Origin of the sequence: Sulfitobacter sediminilitoris, assembly GCF_010667575.1 — a bacterium.
Lineage (GTDB): Bacteria > Pseudomonadota > Alphaproteobacteria > Rhodobacterales > Rhodobacteraceae > Sulfitobacter > Sulfitobacter sediminilitoris.
This window is the reverse complement of the sequence record NZ_JAABNT010000001.1, coordinates 444,105-458,629: the sequence shown is the minus strand read 5'-3', so window position 1 is coordinate 458,629 and position 14,525 is coordinate 444,105. Positions and strand designations below refer to the sequence as shown.

At 58.3% G+C, this 14,525-nt stretch carries 14 protein-coding genes; 7 read left to right on the top strand and 7 right to left on the bottom strand.

Going from position 1 to position 14,525, the window contains the following annotated elements; translation table 11 throughout:
- Positions 1-4 precede the first annotated feature (4 nt).
- Genes GV827_RS02240 through GV827_RS02230 form a run of 3 tightly spaced genes read left to right on the top strand, consistent with a single transcriptional unit; the run spans position 5 to position 4,301 of the window.
- Complete coding sequence (locus GV827_RS02240) at positions 5-949, top strand: hypothetical protein (RefSeq protein ID WP_164352050.1); 945 nt, start codon at positions 5-7, stop codon at positions 947-949.
- Positions 946-3,471 carry a hypothetical protein gene (locus GV827_RS02235; RefSeq protein WP_164352049.1) on the top strand — a complete coding sequence of 842 codons (2,526 nt, stop codon included), beginning with the start codon at positions 946-948 and terminating at the stop codon, positions 3,469-3,471. Before GV827_RS02240 ends, GV827_RS02235 begins: the two co-directional genes overlap by 4 nt.
- Entirely contained in the window at positions 3,468-4,301 is an 834-nt protein-coding gene (locus GV827_RS02230) for a glycosyltransferase family 2 protein (protein ID WP_328823097.1), read from the top strand. Before GV827_RS02235 ends, GV827_RS02230 begins: the two co-directional genes overlap by 4 nt.
- Positions 4,302-4,349: 48 nt before the next feature.
- On the opposite strand, the gene GV827_RS02225 is transcribed toward GV827_RS02230, so the two are convergent.
- On the bottom strand, positions 4,350-5,534 hold the full coding sequence (locus GV827_RS02225; protein WP_164352048.1) for a glycosyltransferase: 1,185 nt from the start codon (positions 5,532-5,534) through the stop codon (positions 4,350-4,352).
- Between the two features lie 107 nt (positions 5,535-5,641).
- On the opposite strand from GV827_RS02225, the gene GV827_RS02220 reads away from it, so the two are divergent.
- Entirely contained in the window at positions 5,642-6,988 is a 1,347-nt protein-coding gene (locus GV827_RS02220; protein ID WP_408056261.1) for an oligosaccharide flippase family protein, read from the top strand.
- 2 nt (positions 6,989-6,990) lie between these two features.
- Here GV827_RS02220 and GV827_RS02215 read toward each other — a convergent pair whose 3' ends face one another.
- From GV827_RS02215 to GV827_RS02190, 6 genes are all read right to left on the bottom strand, one after another.
- Positions 6,991-8,301 (bottom strand): GumC domain-containing protein, encoded by a 1,311-nt coding sequence (locus GV827_RS02215; protein ID WP_164352047.1) that lies wholly within the window; start codon positions 8,299-8,301, stop codon positions 6,991-6,993.
- A 151-nt stretch (positions 8,302-8,452) separates the two neighbouring features.
- The gene (locus GV827_RS02210) at positions 8,453-9,370 is read right to left on the bottom strand and encodes a CpsD/CapB family tyrosine-protein kinase (RefSeq protein ID WP_164352046.1); all 918 of its coding nucleotides are present in this window, start codon (positions 9,368-9,370) and stop codon (positions 8,453-8,455) included.
- A 75-nt stretch (positions 9,371-9,445) separates the two neighbouring features.
- The gene (locus GV827_RS02205; RefSeq protein WP_235930005.1) at positions 9,446-10,198 is read right to left on the bottom strand and encodes a sugar transferase; all 753 of its coding nucleotides are present in this window, start codon (positions 10,196-10,198) and stop codon (positions 9,446-9,448) included.
- A 478-nt stretch (positions 10,199-10,676) separates the two neighbouring features.
- On the bottom strand, positions 10,677-11,732 hold the full coding sequence (locus GV827_RS02200) for a YeeE/YedE family protein (protein WP_164352045.1): 1,056 nt from the start codon (positions 11,730-11,732) through the stop codon (positions 10,677-10,679).
- 42 nt (positions 11,733-11,774) lie between these two features.
- Positions 11,775-12,158, bottom strand: coding sequence for an ArsR/SmtB family transcription factor (locus GV827_RS02195; protein WP_164352044.1), 384 nt, complete (start codon positions 12,156-12,158; stop codon positions 11,775-11,777).
- Positions 12,159-12,164: 6 nt separating this feature from the next.
- Positions 12,165-12,533, bottom strand: a complete 369-nt coding sequence (locus GV827_RS02190; RefSeq protein WP_204325669.1) for a thioredoxin domain-containing protein — start codon at positions 12,531-12,533, stop codon at positions 12,165-12,167.
- Between the two features lie 78 nt (positions 12,534-12,611).
- On the opposite strand from GV827_RS02190, the gene GV827_RS02185 reads away from it, so the two are divergent.
- From GV827_RS02185 to soxX, 3 genes are all read left to right on the top strand, one after another.
- Positions 12,612-13,352, top strand: coding sequence for a cytochrome c biogenesis CcdA family protein (locus GV827_RS02185; RefSeq protein WP_164352043.1), 741 nt, complete (start codon positions 12,612-12,614; stop codon positions 13,350-13,352).
- Positions 13,353-13,371: 19 nt separating this feature from the next.
- The gene (locus tag GV827_RS02180) at positions 13,372-13,932 is read left to right on the top strand and encodes a thioredoxin family protein (RefSeq protein WP_164352042.1); all 561 of its coding nucleotides are present in this window, start codon (positions 13,372-13,374) and stop codon (positions 13,930-13,932) included.
- 108 nt (positions 13,933-14,040) lie between these two features.
- Positions 14,041-14,514: a sulfur oxidation c-type cytochrome SoxX gene (soxX, locus tag GV827_RS02175; RefSeq protein ID WP_164352041.1), complete on the top strand. Its 474-nt coding sequence runs from the start codon at positions 14,041-14,043 to the stop codon at positions 14,512-14,514.
- The last annotated feature ends 11 nt before the right edge of the window (positions 14,515-14,525 follow it).

Below are 14,525 nucleotides of genomic sequence, written 5' to 3'. Positions count from 1 at the left end.
TCCGATGCCACCTTTCACCCGTCGCGCCGTTCTTGGTGTTTTGGCCCTCGCGGGGGCTTATGGGGCCTACCGCGTGATCACGCGTCGGCAGCAGATCGCGGCAGCTGAGGCGCTCTATGCCACGCCGCTGTCCAAGCCATCCGGTGCATTGAACGTCTATCATCTGGGCCATTCACTCGTGGGCCGCGATATACCGGCAATGCTGGCGCAGTTGGCAGGTGAGGGACATCGCTATGACAGCCAGCTGGGCTGGGGCACGTCCCTGAAAGAACACTGGGAGCCTAATCTTGCGATCAACGGCTTCGATCAGGAGAACGCTCACCCCCGGTTCCGCCCCGCGAAAGAGGCCTTGGGGTCAGGCGAATATGACTGTGTCGTGTTGACCGAAATGGTCGAGATTGCGGATGCTATCCGGTACCATGACAGTGCCGAATACCTTGCCCGCTGGGCCGGGCTTGCGTGGGGGGCGAACCCCGATACCCGCATCTACCTTTATGAAACATGGCATCATACCGACGACGGCAACGGATGGCTGTACCGGATCGACCGGGATTTGCGAAAATACTGGCAGGACAAGATCAAATATCCTGCGTTGCTGAGCGGCGATGCGCCCATCCATCTGATCCCGGCAGGGCAGGTCAAAGCTGCTTTTGTCCGGGCAGTAGAAGAACAAGGCGGCATAGCTGAGGTGTCAGAGGTCCATGACCTTTTTGCCAAGCGCGAGGACGGCACGCCGGACACGATCCATTTCAATGATCTGGGGGCCTATCTGGTGGCGCTCACCCATTATGCCGTGCTCTATCACCGCTCGCCCGTAGGACTGCCGCGACAGCTTGATCGCGCAGATGGGACACCTGCCAGAGCACCCTCGCCAGAGGTGGCCGCGTTGATGCAGCGTATCGTTTGGAACGTGGTGCAGCGTCACCCCGAAACAGGCGTCGCGGTATGACCGGGCTGGCTTCCGTCTTTTCCGTCCTGATGGTGGGCCACAGCCTGTTTGGGACCACGGGGCCGACGATGCTCGAGCAAGCTTTGCTGGCCGGCACCGGTGACGCCCGCGTTCAGGCCCAGATCATCAACGGTGCGCCGCTCCGGTATAACTGGAACGAATCCGACACTGCGGAAGGCGTCGATGCCCGCATTATTTTGCCCGAAGGTGGTGTGACCCATCTGATCCTGACAGAAGCAATCCCGTTGGCGAACCACGTTACGTGGTCGGAAACAGATGTCTTCGCCCAGGCTTTTGCTGGTCTTGCCAGCGCTGCAAATCCTGAGGTCCATATCTATGTTCAAGAAACATGGCACAGCCTGAAAAGCGGCACTGGGCAGACCGTCGAATACGACGATAAGGCCGATATCCCGTGGCGCGCCCGGCTGGATCAGGACCTGCCTGTGTGGGAAGGGATCGTATCCGAGGTGGCGGCAGGCAGTCGCTCTGTCGCGGCCAATGTATCATTGATCCCAGCCGGGCAGGCGCTGGCGCTGTTGTCTGATGAAATAGCGGCGGGCAAGGTCCCGGCTTTGAGCGGCATTTCAGACCTGTTCGACGATGACATCCACCTCAACGACGCGGGCCACTACTTTGTCACCATGGTGCAATACGCCACCCTTACCGGGCTTGACCCGCTGGGCCTGCCGCGCGATTTCAAGGACAGTTTCGGCAAATCATTTGAGACCCCGGACGAAGATCTGGCGCGTGTTTTCCAACGCATCGCATGGGCGGCGGTACAGGCCTACGAGGGGGTCAGCCCCACACCAACTGCCCCAACGCAGCCAGCGCGCGCCAGCATGGCGCCGGCCGCCCCCACCGGTCCACCGACCAGCCCGGTTCCCGATCTGGTGCAGGTGCCAGACGGTGCCGTAGCGGGCAGCAATGCTGTCGCCATCGGTCTGGCTGCCGTCACGGACTGGAGCCCGCAGCTACCATTCCTTGATCTGATGAAAACCGCGCGGCGCTGGATCGGGCACAAACCAGGTCAATGGGGAGGTATGGAATATGACGAACTTGAAGCCGGTGGTTTTCTGGACGCGGACGGCTGGCCGCTGCGGATGCCAAGGTCACTCAGCAGCATCGGCACGCTGATTATGACGGACATGCCGGAAGCGGCAGTTTCGCTCAAGGGGCGCTACAAGCTGCGCTTTGACGGCAAAGGTGTGATCGAAGTGTCAGGCCGTGCGGACAACGTGCGCTATGGCCGGGGCGAGGTGTCGTTTGACTATGCCCCCGGTCCGGGCAGTGTTGACGTGCGCATTCAGCGGATCAACACCACTGATCCACCAAGAAACATTACGGTGGTCAAGGAGGACAACATAGGCCGCTTTGATCGTGGGGCGCAGTTCAATCCCGTATGGACGGGCCGCATCGGTCAATTCCGCGCGCTGCGGTTTATGGACTGGATGGAGACGAACAATTCTGACCTGTCCGAATGGGTGGACCGGTCAAAGCCGGACGATGTGACCTATGCTTCTGGCGTGCCCATCGAAGTGATGATTGATCTGGCAAATGAGCTGGAGAAAGACGTTTGGTTCAATGTGCCGCATCTGGCCGATGATGCCTTTGTCCGCGCCTTTGCAGAAATTGTTCGGGATCGACTTGATCCCACGCTTACCGTCTATGCCGAATTCTCGAATGAGGTCTGGAACTGGCAATTCGAACAGGCCCGATGGGCCGATGCGGCAGCGATGGACCGGTGGGGGGAAAAGGACAAGTGGATGCAGTTCTACGGCCTTCGTGCGGCGGAAGTGGCGCGGATTTGGTCAGAGGTTTTTGAAGGGGCGCCTGGAGGGCGGCTGGTCAACGTGATCTCAAGCCAGACCGGCTGGCTGGGGCTGGAGATCGAGGCACTGACAGCACCGCTGGCTGTAAAGGAAGGGCTGCCTCCCCCGGTGAAGGCTTTCGATGCCTATGCGGTCACGGGCTACTTTGGCGGCATTTTGGGGATAGAGGAACGTGGACCAATGGTCCGGGCATGGCTGACTGAAAGTGAAGCGCAAGCCAAGGCGACCGCACAAGCCGAAGGGTTGAGCGGGCAGGCCGAGGCTGAATACATCGCAGCGCACAGGTATGATTTGGCGTCAGAACTGGCGGGGCGGGAATTGATGGATGGTGCCGTCAGTGGCGATCCGGCGGATACGCTCAGTGATTTGCTGGGACGGGTCTGGCCTTATCACGCGGCTGTCGCACGGGCGAACGGGCTTGACCTGATCATGTACGAAGGCGGCACGCATCTGGTGGGCATTGGCTCGCAGGTTGAGGATCAGGAACTCACCGCGTTCATGCATCATTTCAATTATTCTGCTGAAATGGGCAGTCTCTATGAGACGTTGTTAAAAGGGTGGAAGGCCATGAGCGGTCAGCTTTTCAATGCCTATTCGGATGTTTATGCGCCCACCAAATGGGGCTCATGGGGGGCATTGCGTCATCTGGATGATGATAATCCCCGCTGGGACGCACTGGTGGCCTTCCAGTGATCACCTCTGTCCTGATCCCGGCCCATAACGAGGCTGATTATCTGCCTGTATGTCTGGATGCCTTGCTGGCCTCTGATCCGGCAGAGGGGGAGGTGGAGGTCGTGATCATCGCCAATGGCTGCACGGATACTACCATTGAGATTGCCGATGGGTACCGGCCCCACGCTCTTTCAAAGGGTTGGGGCTGGACGGTGCTGGACCTCGCCGAAGGCGGCAAACTGAACGCATGGAACGCGGGCGAAATGGCTGCGAAGGGCGAGGTTCTGATCTATCTGGATGCCGATGTGCTGGTGTCACCACCCTTGGTTGCCGAGATTGCTGCTGTCCTTTCTGTCGACGCACCGCGCTATGCCAGTGGACGGCCGAATGTCACCGTCAGCAACGACGACGCATTGACCCGTCATTACACGCGTTTTTGGCTGACCACGCCTTTCATGGTTCATGGTGTGCCCGGTTTCGGCGTTTTTGCGATGAACCGGGCAGGGCGCGCGCGTTGGGGCAACTGGCCCGACATCATCTCGGACGACACATTCGCGCGACTGAACTTTTCTCCCGAAGAACGGCTGTCGGTGCCTGCGACATACGACTGGCCGATGATCGAGGGGTTCAGGCGGCTGGTGCAGGTGCGCAGACGGCAGGATATTGGCGTGGCAGAGATCGAAACGCGCTATCCCGCGTTGATGGCGAACGATGATAACCACGACAGGACCGAACCCGTCTGGCGCCGCGCCTTGCGCGATCCGGTCGCCTTTGTCGCTTTTGCATTGGTACGCCTGACAATCCGTCTGCCGGTGCTGCGCAGCGATAACCGCTGGGTCCGGGGCCGCTAGAGGCTAGAACTCTTCATCGAAAATGGTGCCGAACCGTAGGCGCCGCCATTAGCGCATCCAACTGGCCAGCTTTTCGGCTTCAACCTCTACATCATGGCGCGCCAGCACGCGCGCGCGCGCGGCCATTCCCATCTTGGACAACTTCGTCAACGGGGTTTGCGCGACACTGTCCATCGCTGCGGCCAAAGCCGCCACGTCGCCTGCGGAAACCATCCAACCGGTCTGCCCGTTCTGCACCAATTCCGGCGTTCCGGCGATATAGGTCGCAATGACAGGGCGCGCTGCGGCCATGGCTTCCATGACCACCATCGGCAGACCTTCGGCGAAACTTGGCATCACCAAAGCATGCGCCGCTTCCAGTTCAGCCCTGATGCGCGCCTCATCGACCCAACCGGTCAGTGTCACGCGCTTTGCAAGCCCAAGCTCAGCGATCAGCCGTTCAATATCTCCGCGCATCTCGCCATCGCCGATCAACGTCAGATGCACAGGCTCAGTGGTTTCGGCCATGGCGCGGATCAAGGCAAGCTGACCCTTTTGCTCCACCAACCGTCCAATCGCCACCACGCGGCGTGGACCTTTTGGCAGCGGTGCGGGATCGATGAATTTTTCCGGCTCAATGCCGCAATGGACGACCTTGATCCGCTCCCAATCCGCCGGGTCGGCCCATCGGCACAATTGTGAGCGGCCGAACTGGCTGATGGCGACGGTGAAATCCGAATGGTGAATCTTGCGGCCCAAGGCCAGCGCGCGGGGCGCGTCGAATTCTTCAGGGCCATGAACCGTGAAGGAGAATTTCGGCCCGCCTAATAAATGTGACAGCATCGCCACGGTGGCGGCATTTGTCCCGAAATGCGCATGCGCATGGCTGACGCTCTCTGCTCTGCAACGCTCTGCTACATAGGCGGCCTCGGCCAGATAGATCAGATGCCGCAAGCGGCCTGTTTCCGACACTGCTCCCATCGCCATTGCTTCTTTCAGCGCCTCGCGCACCTCGGTCATGTCGCGGCGCACCGCCCGTCCCAGGGCTGCGGCCAAGGCCGCCTTGCCTTCGGCCAGCACGTATTCCGTCTTTTCTTCCTCCGCGCGATCCTGCGCATCTACCAAAGGCACCTCGGCGCGGCGCATGGCAAAGCGCAATACCTCATGACCCTGCGCTTCCAGCGCGCGGATCTCGCGGCGGATGAAGCTTTGGGAGGGTTGGGGATAGGTGTTGAGGATATAGGCAATCTTCAAGGCGTGTTTCCCGAAACAGAAAGATGCGTCCACAAGACCACCCATGGACGCGTAAGCATCTGTGTTCTATCAGGACTACGCGGCAGAAGTGAGGCGAAATCGACGTGGTGACACGCATCTCCCAATTCCTGGGTGGCAATCGCCTGATGGCGCGGGTCGCGCGGTCCGCCTCGTGGATCGTGCTGGGATACGGCGCAAGCCAGGCGATCCGTCTGGCATCGAACCTGATCCTGACCCGGCTGCTGTTCCCCGAAGCCTTTGGCCTGATGGCTTTGGTCGGCGTTGTGACCGTGGGGCTGACGCTTTTCTCCGACGTGGGAATTGCCCCGTCTATCGCCCAATCCAAGCGGGGGGATGACCCCGATTTCCTGAACACCGCCTGGACCATTCAGGTGATCCGTGGCGCGCTGCTTTGGATCGTCGCCTGCCTGCTGGCCTATCCCATCGCTGCGTTCTATGACCAGCCGGAGCTTGCGCAATACCTGCCCATCGCGGCGCTTTCCCTGCTGATTGCGGGCTTCAATCCGACGCGCATCGAAACCGCGCATCGGCATTTGCTGATGGGGCGGCTGACTGCCCTGGATTTGCTCAGCCAGGTGATCGGTATCGTGATCATGATCCTGCTTGCCATCGCGTTGAAATCCGTGGCGGCCTTGGCGATCGGCGGCGTTGCCGGGGTAGCGGCCAAGTTGATGCTGACTCATTTCTTCCTGCCCGGAGAGCGCAACCGGTTCCGTCTGGAACGGCCTGCGTTCAATGAATTGATCACCTTCGGGAAATGGATATTCCTGTCCACCGTGTTCTGGTTCTTTGCCAGTCAGGGCGACAAGGCAATTCTGGGCAAGTTCCTGACGCTCGAAAACCTTGGCATCTACAACATCGGCTTTTTTCTGGCGAGTTTTCCCTTGCTGCTGGGCCAAAACGTCACCAGCCGTGTGATGATCCCGGTCTACCGTGAAGGGGCGGCACCTGCACGCGTCCAGCGTTTGCGATACGGATTAAGCAGCGGTTTGACGGGCTTGCTGATCTTGATGGCTTTTGCCGGGCCTTGGCTGGTTGAGGTGCTCTATGATGCCCGCTACCTCAGTTCCGGCGCAATCGTGGTGGTGCTGTCTGTCGGGCTGATCCCTCAGGTGATCGGCATGACCTATGATCAGGCCGCGCTCGCTGCCGGAGATTCACGGCGCTTTTTTGTCTACAACGCAATCCGCTCAAGCCTTCAGGTAGGTCTGCTGCTTGTCGGGGCGTTTTATGCCGGGCTGATCGGGGCCGTTGTGGGGATGAGCCTGTCTATGGTGCTTGCGCATTTTGTGCTGATCTGGCTGGCGCGTGCACATCACGTGTGGGACGCGCGGCATGATATGCTGTTCGCCTTGCTGGCCGTTGTGGCCGGAGGCGCTGCGGTGTGGCTGCACCGCGATGGTATCCAGGCGATGATCCTGGCGACCGGCTGATCTTATCGCGCGTCAGGATTGCGCGCCAGCCGGGCAGAACGACCCTGCCGGCCTGCTTCGCGACGGTCCTGCCAAAGCCGTGCCAGCCCTTTGCGTTCTTTCGCCGGTGAGGTTTCTGGTATCGAAACAACAGGCAGCAAGCCTGTTTCGCGCTGCATCTGACGCGCTGTCCGAAGAACGGGGCGCCGGAGTTCCAGCAAAAAAGCCAACGCTAATGCGATGACGCCGAAGGCCACAGCACCCATGATGACCCTGCTCTTGCGGCTCATGCTGACCGGATAATCGGCCAGCTGGGCCTCTTCAAGCGTGATGAAACGCTCGCCACGGGCGGCGCGTTCCATCGTAAAGCCGACTTCAGCCTCGCTGCGCCGGGCTGAAATGACGTCCAATTGATCACGCAATTGGCTGCGGCGACGTTCGAAGTCGGCCAGCGTGCGCTGGACCTCTGGCGTGGTTTCGATGCTGGCGCTGAGCGCGGCGCGGCGGTCCTGCAAAAGCTGACGCTGGGTCTTGAGGCTATCAAGCAACCGGGTCAGTTCTTCTTCTTGGCGTTCAATCGTGGCTGCACGGATGCTGCCGCTGCGGTCAAGGTTCTCAAGGCCAAGTTCCGCCGAGATGATTTCGCGGTCCAGCTCCAGCAATGCGTCATTCAGGCTGCCCAGTTCAGAACGCCGGAATTCGAGGCTGCCTTCAATGGAAATATCATTCTCGGATCGGAAAGCGGCAAAGTCTGCCTCAAGTTTGGCTACTTCGGCCGTCAGCGCTGCTTCTTGATTTTGGAAGAACTCAAGCGTTCCGCGAGTCTGTTCCTGGCGTTGCGAGGCCGCCAGCGCACGGGTGGCATCGGCAAGAGCGTGGGCGACATCGCGGGCCTTTTCGGGGCTGTCCATTTCGGCACTGATCGTCAACACAGCGATCGCACCATCATCTGCAAAGCCTTCGCGGACCGCCGCAACGCCGGTGATGGAGACCGACTCGCGCAGGAGGTCGACCTTTTCAGACAGAAGCAGTGCAGGCAGATTATCGTAAAGGCCAAATTCGTTAATCAGATCAACCAGGTTCCCGCGTGCCATCAGTTGCTGTTCGATCAGCTGCAACCGCCGCGCCGCAGAGCCTTCGACAGTGGACCGGGCCAGATCGTCCGAGATCTTGGGTTGCTCGATCTGGATAACTTCGGAGGATCGATAGAGATGCGGCACTGAAAGAGCCCAGAAAACCGACACAAAACAGCCTGCGATCACGACAGTCGAGATCAGCCCCACCCGGCGGCGAAGCATGTCCAGAAAGTCAGCCAGTGAATAGATCGGACCCATATGTCCTGCCCATCTCAACTCAAATTGTCCCGGATCAGCGCTAAGCCGCCCAAGGTTAACACCGTTCAATCAGAACAATAGGACTATTATAGGGCAAACGCCCGAGAAAGCGGAGAGGACGGGCTGTCGCAACGCAGCCTCAGCGCCGTGATCAGGCATATCGGGAAATCGAATTGGCCCGCGCACGGTTCAAGACGACGCCCAGAAGCGGCACCTGACCTTCAAGGATCCGCTCACACTCCATCAATTCACGCGCCATGGTCTGTGTTCCGTCCGATACCAGCAGAACGCCATCCAGTTGTGGCAGGAATGCAGATACATCGTCATATGCCAGCATCGGGGGCATGTCGTAGATCACCAGCTCGGGCTGGAGCGCCGCACGCATGCGTTCCAGCGTATGAGCTGTCTCGGCGGCCTGCAACGTTTCGGCGGAGTTGTGGTCAGCAGCATTATTCAGACCCAAAGCGAGCGTATCGCTGATCTTGACCATGTGATCGCCGATGGCGGCGTGACCTGCAAGGAAATCCTGCATGGAACCGCGGGGGGGCATTTCAAATGCCTGTGCAATGCCTGGGTTGCGCAAATTAAAGTCCATCAAAGCCGTGCGCGATCCGGAAATCCGCGACAGGCTGAGCGCAAGATTAACGGCCGTGAAGGTGTTGCCACAGCTCGATGTGGGCGCGGTGATTGCAATATTGGTCCAGCCGTGTTCCTGCGTTGTCTGGCGCAAACGGGTGCGCAGCAGATCAAAGGCGCGGACAGAGGTGCTGTCGCGCTCTGCATCGACGACCGGCAGTGCGGTGGGCGCGCTGCGGCGGGTACCAGCCTCAACCATGGCCAGCTCATGCCAACGGGGCATGTCGGGCTGCGGCTGATAGCGGCTCTCGTATGGAGTGAGCTGGCTATCCTGCGCTTCGGCCTCGACCACAGGTTTGGGCGCTGCCTGATCCGGACGCACAGCTACGGCGCGGCGTGGACGAATACTGTGACGCATTCCAGCGTTTGACGCGCGCAGGCTGCCTTCATTCAGGTCTGTCTGGAGGTCGTCGGCGAAATAAGTGTCACGCATCGTTTCCTCCGATCCATTTTTGGCCATAACTCATATTTACACCTCTTGGGGTGAACCTGAAAACCTGGGCCATGATCAGTGCCCGGTCGGGCGCAGAACCACGCCGATTGTCTTGAAAAGAATTGTCACATCCATGCCCAACCTCAGGGACCGCTCATAGGCAGCGTCCACTTCGCGGCGATAGGTAAAGCGCGCATTGTTCCGTGCCGAGACCTGCCAAAGTCCGGTGATGCCAGGCTTGAGTGCCTCATAGGCGGTTGCATCGCCGTACATGCTCAGTTGATCTGGCATCATGGGGCGAGGGCCCACAAGGCTCATATCGCCCTTGAGCACATTGAAAAGCTGGGGCAACTCGTCCATCGATGTCATCCGCAGAAAATGACCAACGCGGGTGATGCGGGGATCGTTGCGCAGCTTCTGCATCTCGTCCCATTCGCGGCGCATTTCAGGATCGCTTACCAAATAGGTTTCCAGCACTTCATCCGCGTCGCGCACCATTGTGCGCAATTTCAAGATAGAGAACTGCTTGCCCCGTTTGCCCAGACGCGGCTGCGTGTAGAAGGGGTTGCCGCCTTCGATCCACAGTGCCAGCGCGCAGATTGCGATGATCGTCAGGGAAAAAGGCAGTGTCAGCAGGACAAAAGCGATGTCGATCAGCCGCTTGCCCAGATGCCGGTACAGGTACACTGGCCCATTTTTGCGCGCCAATGCAGCGTCCCAGACTTGGCTTAGGCCCGCCATCCCTGATGCCGATGTATCGGCATATGCCGTACTCTGGCCAAATGGGAATACACCGAAATCGGCGGTATCCGTTGCATTGTCCTTCATCATAACCCCCCAGGGTCAAGTAAACTCATACAATCCGCTTTTGACTGTCGCCTTGGCGGTAACCGTTCCTGTGCCGTGTCTTGGAGGAGGAAGCGTCGGCAGCAATACTAACGCTCTTCCACTACAGGACTTTTGATCTACCTCACAAGGAACGCTGCGTCATTTTCTGGACGCAATTGCGAAAGGAATGAGGCGCATCTGGCGCTGTCGCAGTTTTCTTGACGCAGGTGTACCATTTTTTTGCCATATTTGGTGTAAGTTTGCAGAAACAATCTGTTTCAGCCCCTTTCTGATAACAGTATGAGCCTAGAGGCATCATTGTTGCGCATATTGGGAAAATTTCCGGCAGAAACAGGCGTCTGACCCGTCTGAGGCACGCCGACTCGTGGTGAATCGGCTGTTAAGAATCACTTCGTATCGGCAAATATGGCAACAGATTGCCACGATGTCTCAAATGGGGCAGGGTGCCCTCGCTGGCCTATTCTGCCGGGACAAATCCCGTGATCAACTGGCGCAACCCAAAGGCGGCCCCGGCAAATATCGCGATGAAGGTGACCGGCGCGCTGAACGCCAGAACCGAAAATGCCGAGATGCCCTGGCCGACGCTGCACCCCACCGCTAGGATGGCACCGGGACCCATGATAGCGGCCCCAAGGATCTGGCGGCGCAATTCACGGGGATCGTCGCAGGCTTCCCAACGGAAGTGCCCCTTTGAGTAGGATCCAAGACAAGCGCCCAACAAGACGCCAACAACCGAGCCTACGCTGAAGGACAGCGCGTTGCCCGACGCGGTCATGGAATAAAAGATTGTATCACCAATCGGGGCCGCAAAGGTATGTGTCTGGATCGGTTCTGCTTCGAACCCGGTGGCCGCGATCCATGCGGTGCCGACCCATCCAGAAACCACGGCCAGTCCTACCACCACACCCCAGAACAGATGCGCAGGAGAGCGTAGCATTGACCTGTTTGCTGCTGACAAAAGCAGGATCAAACTGCCGACCACGATCCCGGTGACGATCGGACCAACGCCAAAGGCCGCTTCGGCATATTGGCTGAAGCCCTGCGGGGTGCTTGCGGATTCTTCAACAGGGAAAAGCCAGACACGAGCATAGGCCAACGGTCCGGACATGACGAAATAGGCGGACAGCCCCATCACGATCACGATCATGAGCGACCTAAGATCGCCACCGCCCAGCCGTGCAAGCGCGCCATAGCCGCAATTGCCGCTCAGCGCCATGCCATAGCCAAACAGCAAGCCACCCACAATAGACCCCAGAGGGTTCCACACCCGGTCCAAATAGGCGGTGTCCGCGGCATGGAGCAGACCGAAGTCCATGGCGATGTGGGTGCCGATTATTGCGGTCCCGATTGCCAGACCCCACATCCGCATACGCCGGTCATCTGAGGAATAGAGCAGGTCTTCGATGGCACCCAATGTGCAAAATCGACCGATCCGCGCTGCAAGACCAAGGGCCAGACCGCCGATCAATCCGACCAGTGCGGCAGCGTTTGCTTCTCCAAGCAAGTCAAACATTCAGGTACCCTCCCTCGCACCGGAAACTGGCGAGGAATCCGGTCAGTCTTCCCTGCAGAACAGGTCGTAGACCACTTCCATGATTTGCCGTGGGCGATCATCTGTCAAGCTGTAGTAGATTGCTTTGCCATCTCGGCGAGGTTTCACCAGCCCTTCAAGGCGCAAGCGGGTTAGCTGTTGGGATACGGCGGCTTGTCGTGCCGAAAGCAGGTCTTCCAGCTCTGTCACTGACTTTTCGCCCGATGCCAGATGGCACAGGATCATCAACCGACCTTCGTGGCTGATAGCCTTGAGGAAATTCGAGGCGGCCTGCGCATTTTCCATCATTTTTTGCATGTCATCGGCGCACATATTCACGTCGAATACAGGCAGACGCGATGAAGTCTGCTGATAGTTGTCAGGTTCACTTGTCACATCAAGTGTCATAACGTCTTACCCCGTTTCCTCCAAAGGAATTTTCGCGCGTTCCATCATCATTCCCAGCAGCCCCCAGAAAAAATCCTCGCCGGGATAACCTTCGATACGGCCCACTTCTTTTCCATCCCGCACCAGAATGAATGTCGGTGTAAAGTGAACGCGGCGTGCAAACTCCACATCTGGTTTGTCGCTATGCAGGTCATAACGGCTCAGGGGCGCTGCTGCACCTTCCGAAGTTTTCGGATAGATGTGCGAGATTTCCTTGTTCCAGCGTTCGCACCAAATGCAACCGGTCTCTTCGGCCATCAGCAGATAAGTCTCTGCCGATGCACTGAGTGGCAATACTGAAACTATTGCCAGAACTAGGGCCATGATGCGCGCCATGACAGGCTCCGATTGACGGGTATACGCTGGCAACATATCATAATATTTGAATTTATCAAGGCAAGAGGGTCTTCGCTGATGTTTGACGTGAGTTTCGCAGGTGCGTTGATCGCGGGCCTTTTGTCCTTTCTGTCTCCCTGTATCCTGCCGATTGTACCGTTCTACCTCAGTTATCTTGCGGGCGTCGGCATGAACCAGATCACGGCAGAGGCCGAGGTTACCGGTGCCGTGCGCCGTCGCGCCGTGATTTCGTCCATTTGTTTTGCTCTTGGTGTGATCACCGTATTCATGGGCTTGGGGGCCACGGCCAGCATCTTTGGCCAGATGGTGCGCGAGTATTTCGATATCCTGCGCTGGGTCGCGGCGGCGATCATTATTGCCATGGGGCTGCATTTTCTGGGGGTGATCCGCATCGGCATCCTGTATCGCCAGTTCCGCACTGACGCGGGGGCCACATCGAATGTGACCTATATTGGCGCTTTCGTGATCGGGCTTGCCTTTGCCTTCGGGTGGACACCCTGTGTCGGGCCGGTGCTGGCTGCGATTCTGTTTACCGCGGCCGGGCAAGAGACAGCAGGGCAGGGCGCGTGGCTGTTGTTTGTCTACGGTATGGGTATGACGCTGCCTTTTGTGATCGCCGCCCTATTCATTGGTCCGTTCATGCGTTTCATGCAGCGGTTCCGCAGACACCTGCCGCTGATTGAAAAACTGATGGGTCTGCTGCTTATTCTTTTTGGCGTGCTTATCGCCACCAATTCGATCAATTATATCGCTCAGTGGATGCTGGAGCACATTCCGTGGTTCAGCAGCATTGGCTAACGCTTCGGAGGAACGGATCATGAGACGGTTACTGACCATTCTGACTGCTTTTCTATTTGCCTTTCAGCTTCAGGCGGCTGAATTGGGCGACGACGGGCTGCACAAAGCACCCTGGATGCGCGACACCTTCAAAGACCTTGGTGAGGATCTGGCCGAGGCGAATGCTGAAGGCAAACGCCTGATGATCATCGTTGAGCAGCGTGGCTGCATCTATTGCAAGAAGATGCACGAAGAGGTTTTTGTTGTTCCCGAGATAGCGCAATTCATCGAGGACAATTTCTTTGTCGTGCAGATCAACATGTTCGGCGATGTCGAGGTCACGGACTTTGACGGGACCGCTCTGCCAGAGAAAGATATGGTCAAAAGATGGGGTGCCCTGTTCACGCCGAACATTTATTTTTTCCCCGAGGAAGTGGGAGACGAGGTGACGGCAACGCAGGCGGCGGTGGTCAACATGCCGGGGGCCTTTGGCCGCCACACGACCTTCAACATGCTGAATTGGGTGATAGAAAAGGGCTATGAAGGCGATGAGCCTTTTCAAAAATATCACGCAAGGAAGTTCGAAGAGCAGAAAGGTTGACCTTTTTGCTGCACCTGCAAACAAATCTAAAAATTCACTTACTTGAATTTGTTATTGCGTGAATCGGATTGTGTGCAGTAGTGTACTAAAAAACCTAAGGGAGGCCTCATGAAAAACCTGGTTACAGGGGCGGCAGTCGCCGCGTTGCTGGCGACAGCAGTTGCGGCGGAGACAATCGCTCCGACACAAGTGAAATACGAAGACGGTGCGGTATCCGCTTCGCTGACCGGAGCGCCTGGCGATCCGAAGGCGGGCGAAGAGATAATGAACAAGGGCGCAGGCAACTGCATCGCTTGTCACCAGATCTCCTCGCTAGAGTACCTTGCCTTTCAGGGCGAGATCGGTCCGGCGCTTGATGGCGCGGCTGACCGCTGGTCCGAGGCTGAGCTGCGCGGGATCGTGGCCAACGCCAAGCTGATGTTCGAAGGTACAATGATGCCCTCGTTCTACAAGACCGAAGGCTTTATCCGCCTTGGCAACGCCTACACAGGCAAGGCCCATGAGGGGGAGGTCGAGCCACTGCTGACGGCCCAACAGGTCGAAGATGTCGTGGCGTATCTGATGACGCTCAAAGACGAATAGCGTTGAGCAAT

Bases quoted from the DNA above. Each gene is read 5' to 3' on its own strand.
- GV827_RS02200 (WP_164352045.1), bottom strand. From the start codon at position 11,732: ATGTTTGACTTGCTTGGAGAAGCAAACGCTGCCGCACTGGTCGGATTG.
- GV827_RS02215 (WP_164352047.1), bottom strand. From the start codon at position 8,301: ATGGGTCCGATCTATTCACTGGCTGACTTTCTGGACATGCTTCGCCGC.
- GV827_RS02190 (WP_204325669.1), bottom strand. From the start codon at position 12,533: ATGGCGCGCATCATGGCCCTAGTTCTGGCAATAGTTTCAGTATTGCCA.
- GV827_RS02210 (WP_164352046.1), bottom strand. From the start codon at position 9,370: ATGCGTGACACTTATTTCGCCGACGACCTCCAGACAGACCTGAATGAA.
- GV827_RS02205 (WP_235930005.1), bottom strand. From the start codon at position 10,198: ATGAAGGACAATGCAACGGATACCGCCGATTTCGGTGTATTCCCATTT.
- GV827_RS02240 (WP_164352050.1), top strand. From the start codon at position 5: ATGCCACCTTTCACCCGTCGCGCCGTTCTTGGTGTTTTGGCCCTCGCG.
- GV827_RS02195 (WP_164352044.1), bottom strand. From the start codon at position 12,158: ATGACACTTGATGTGACAAGTGAACCTGACAACTATCAGCAGACTTCA.
- soxX (WP_164352041.1), top strand. From the start codon at position 14,041: ATGAAAAACCTGGTTACAGGGGCGGCAGTCGCCGCGTTGCTGGCGACA.
- GV827_RS02185 (WP_164352043.1), top strand. From the start codon at position 12,612: ATGTTTGACGTGAGTTTCGCAGGTGCGTTGATCGCGGGCCTTTTGTCC.
- GV827_RS02235 (WP_164352049.1), top strand. From the start codon at position 946: ATGACCGGGCTGGCTTCCGTCTTTTCCGTCCTGATGGTGGGCCACAGC.
- GV827_RS02180 (WP_164352042.1), top strand. From the start codon at position 13,372: ATGAGACGGTTACTGACCATTCTGACTGCTTTTCTATTTGCCTTTCAG.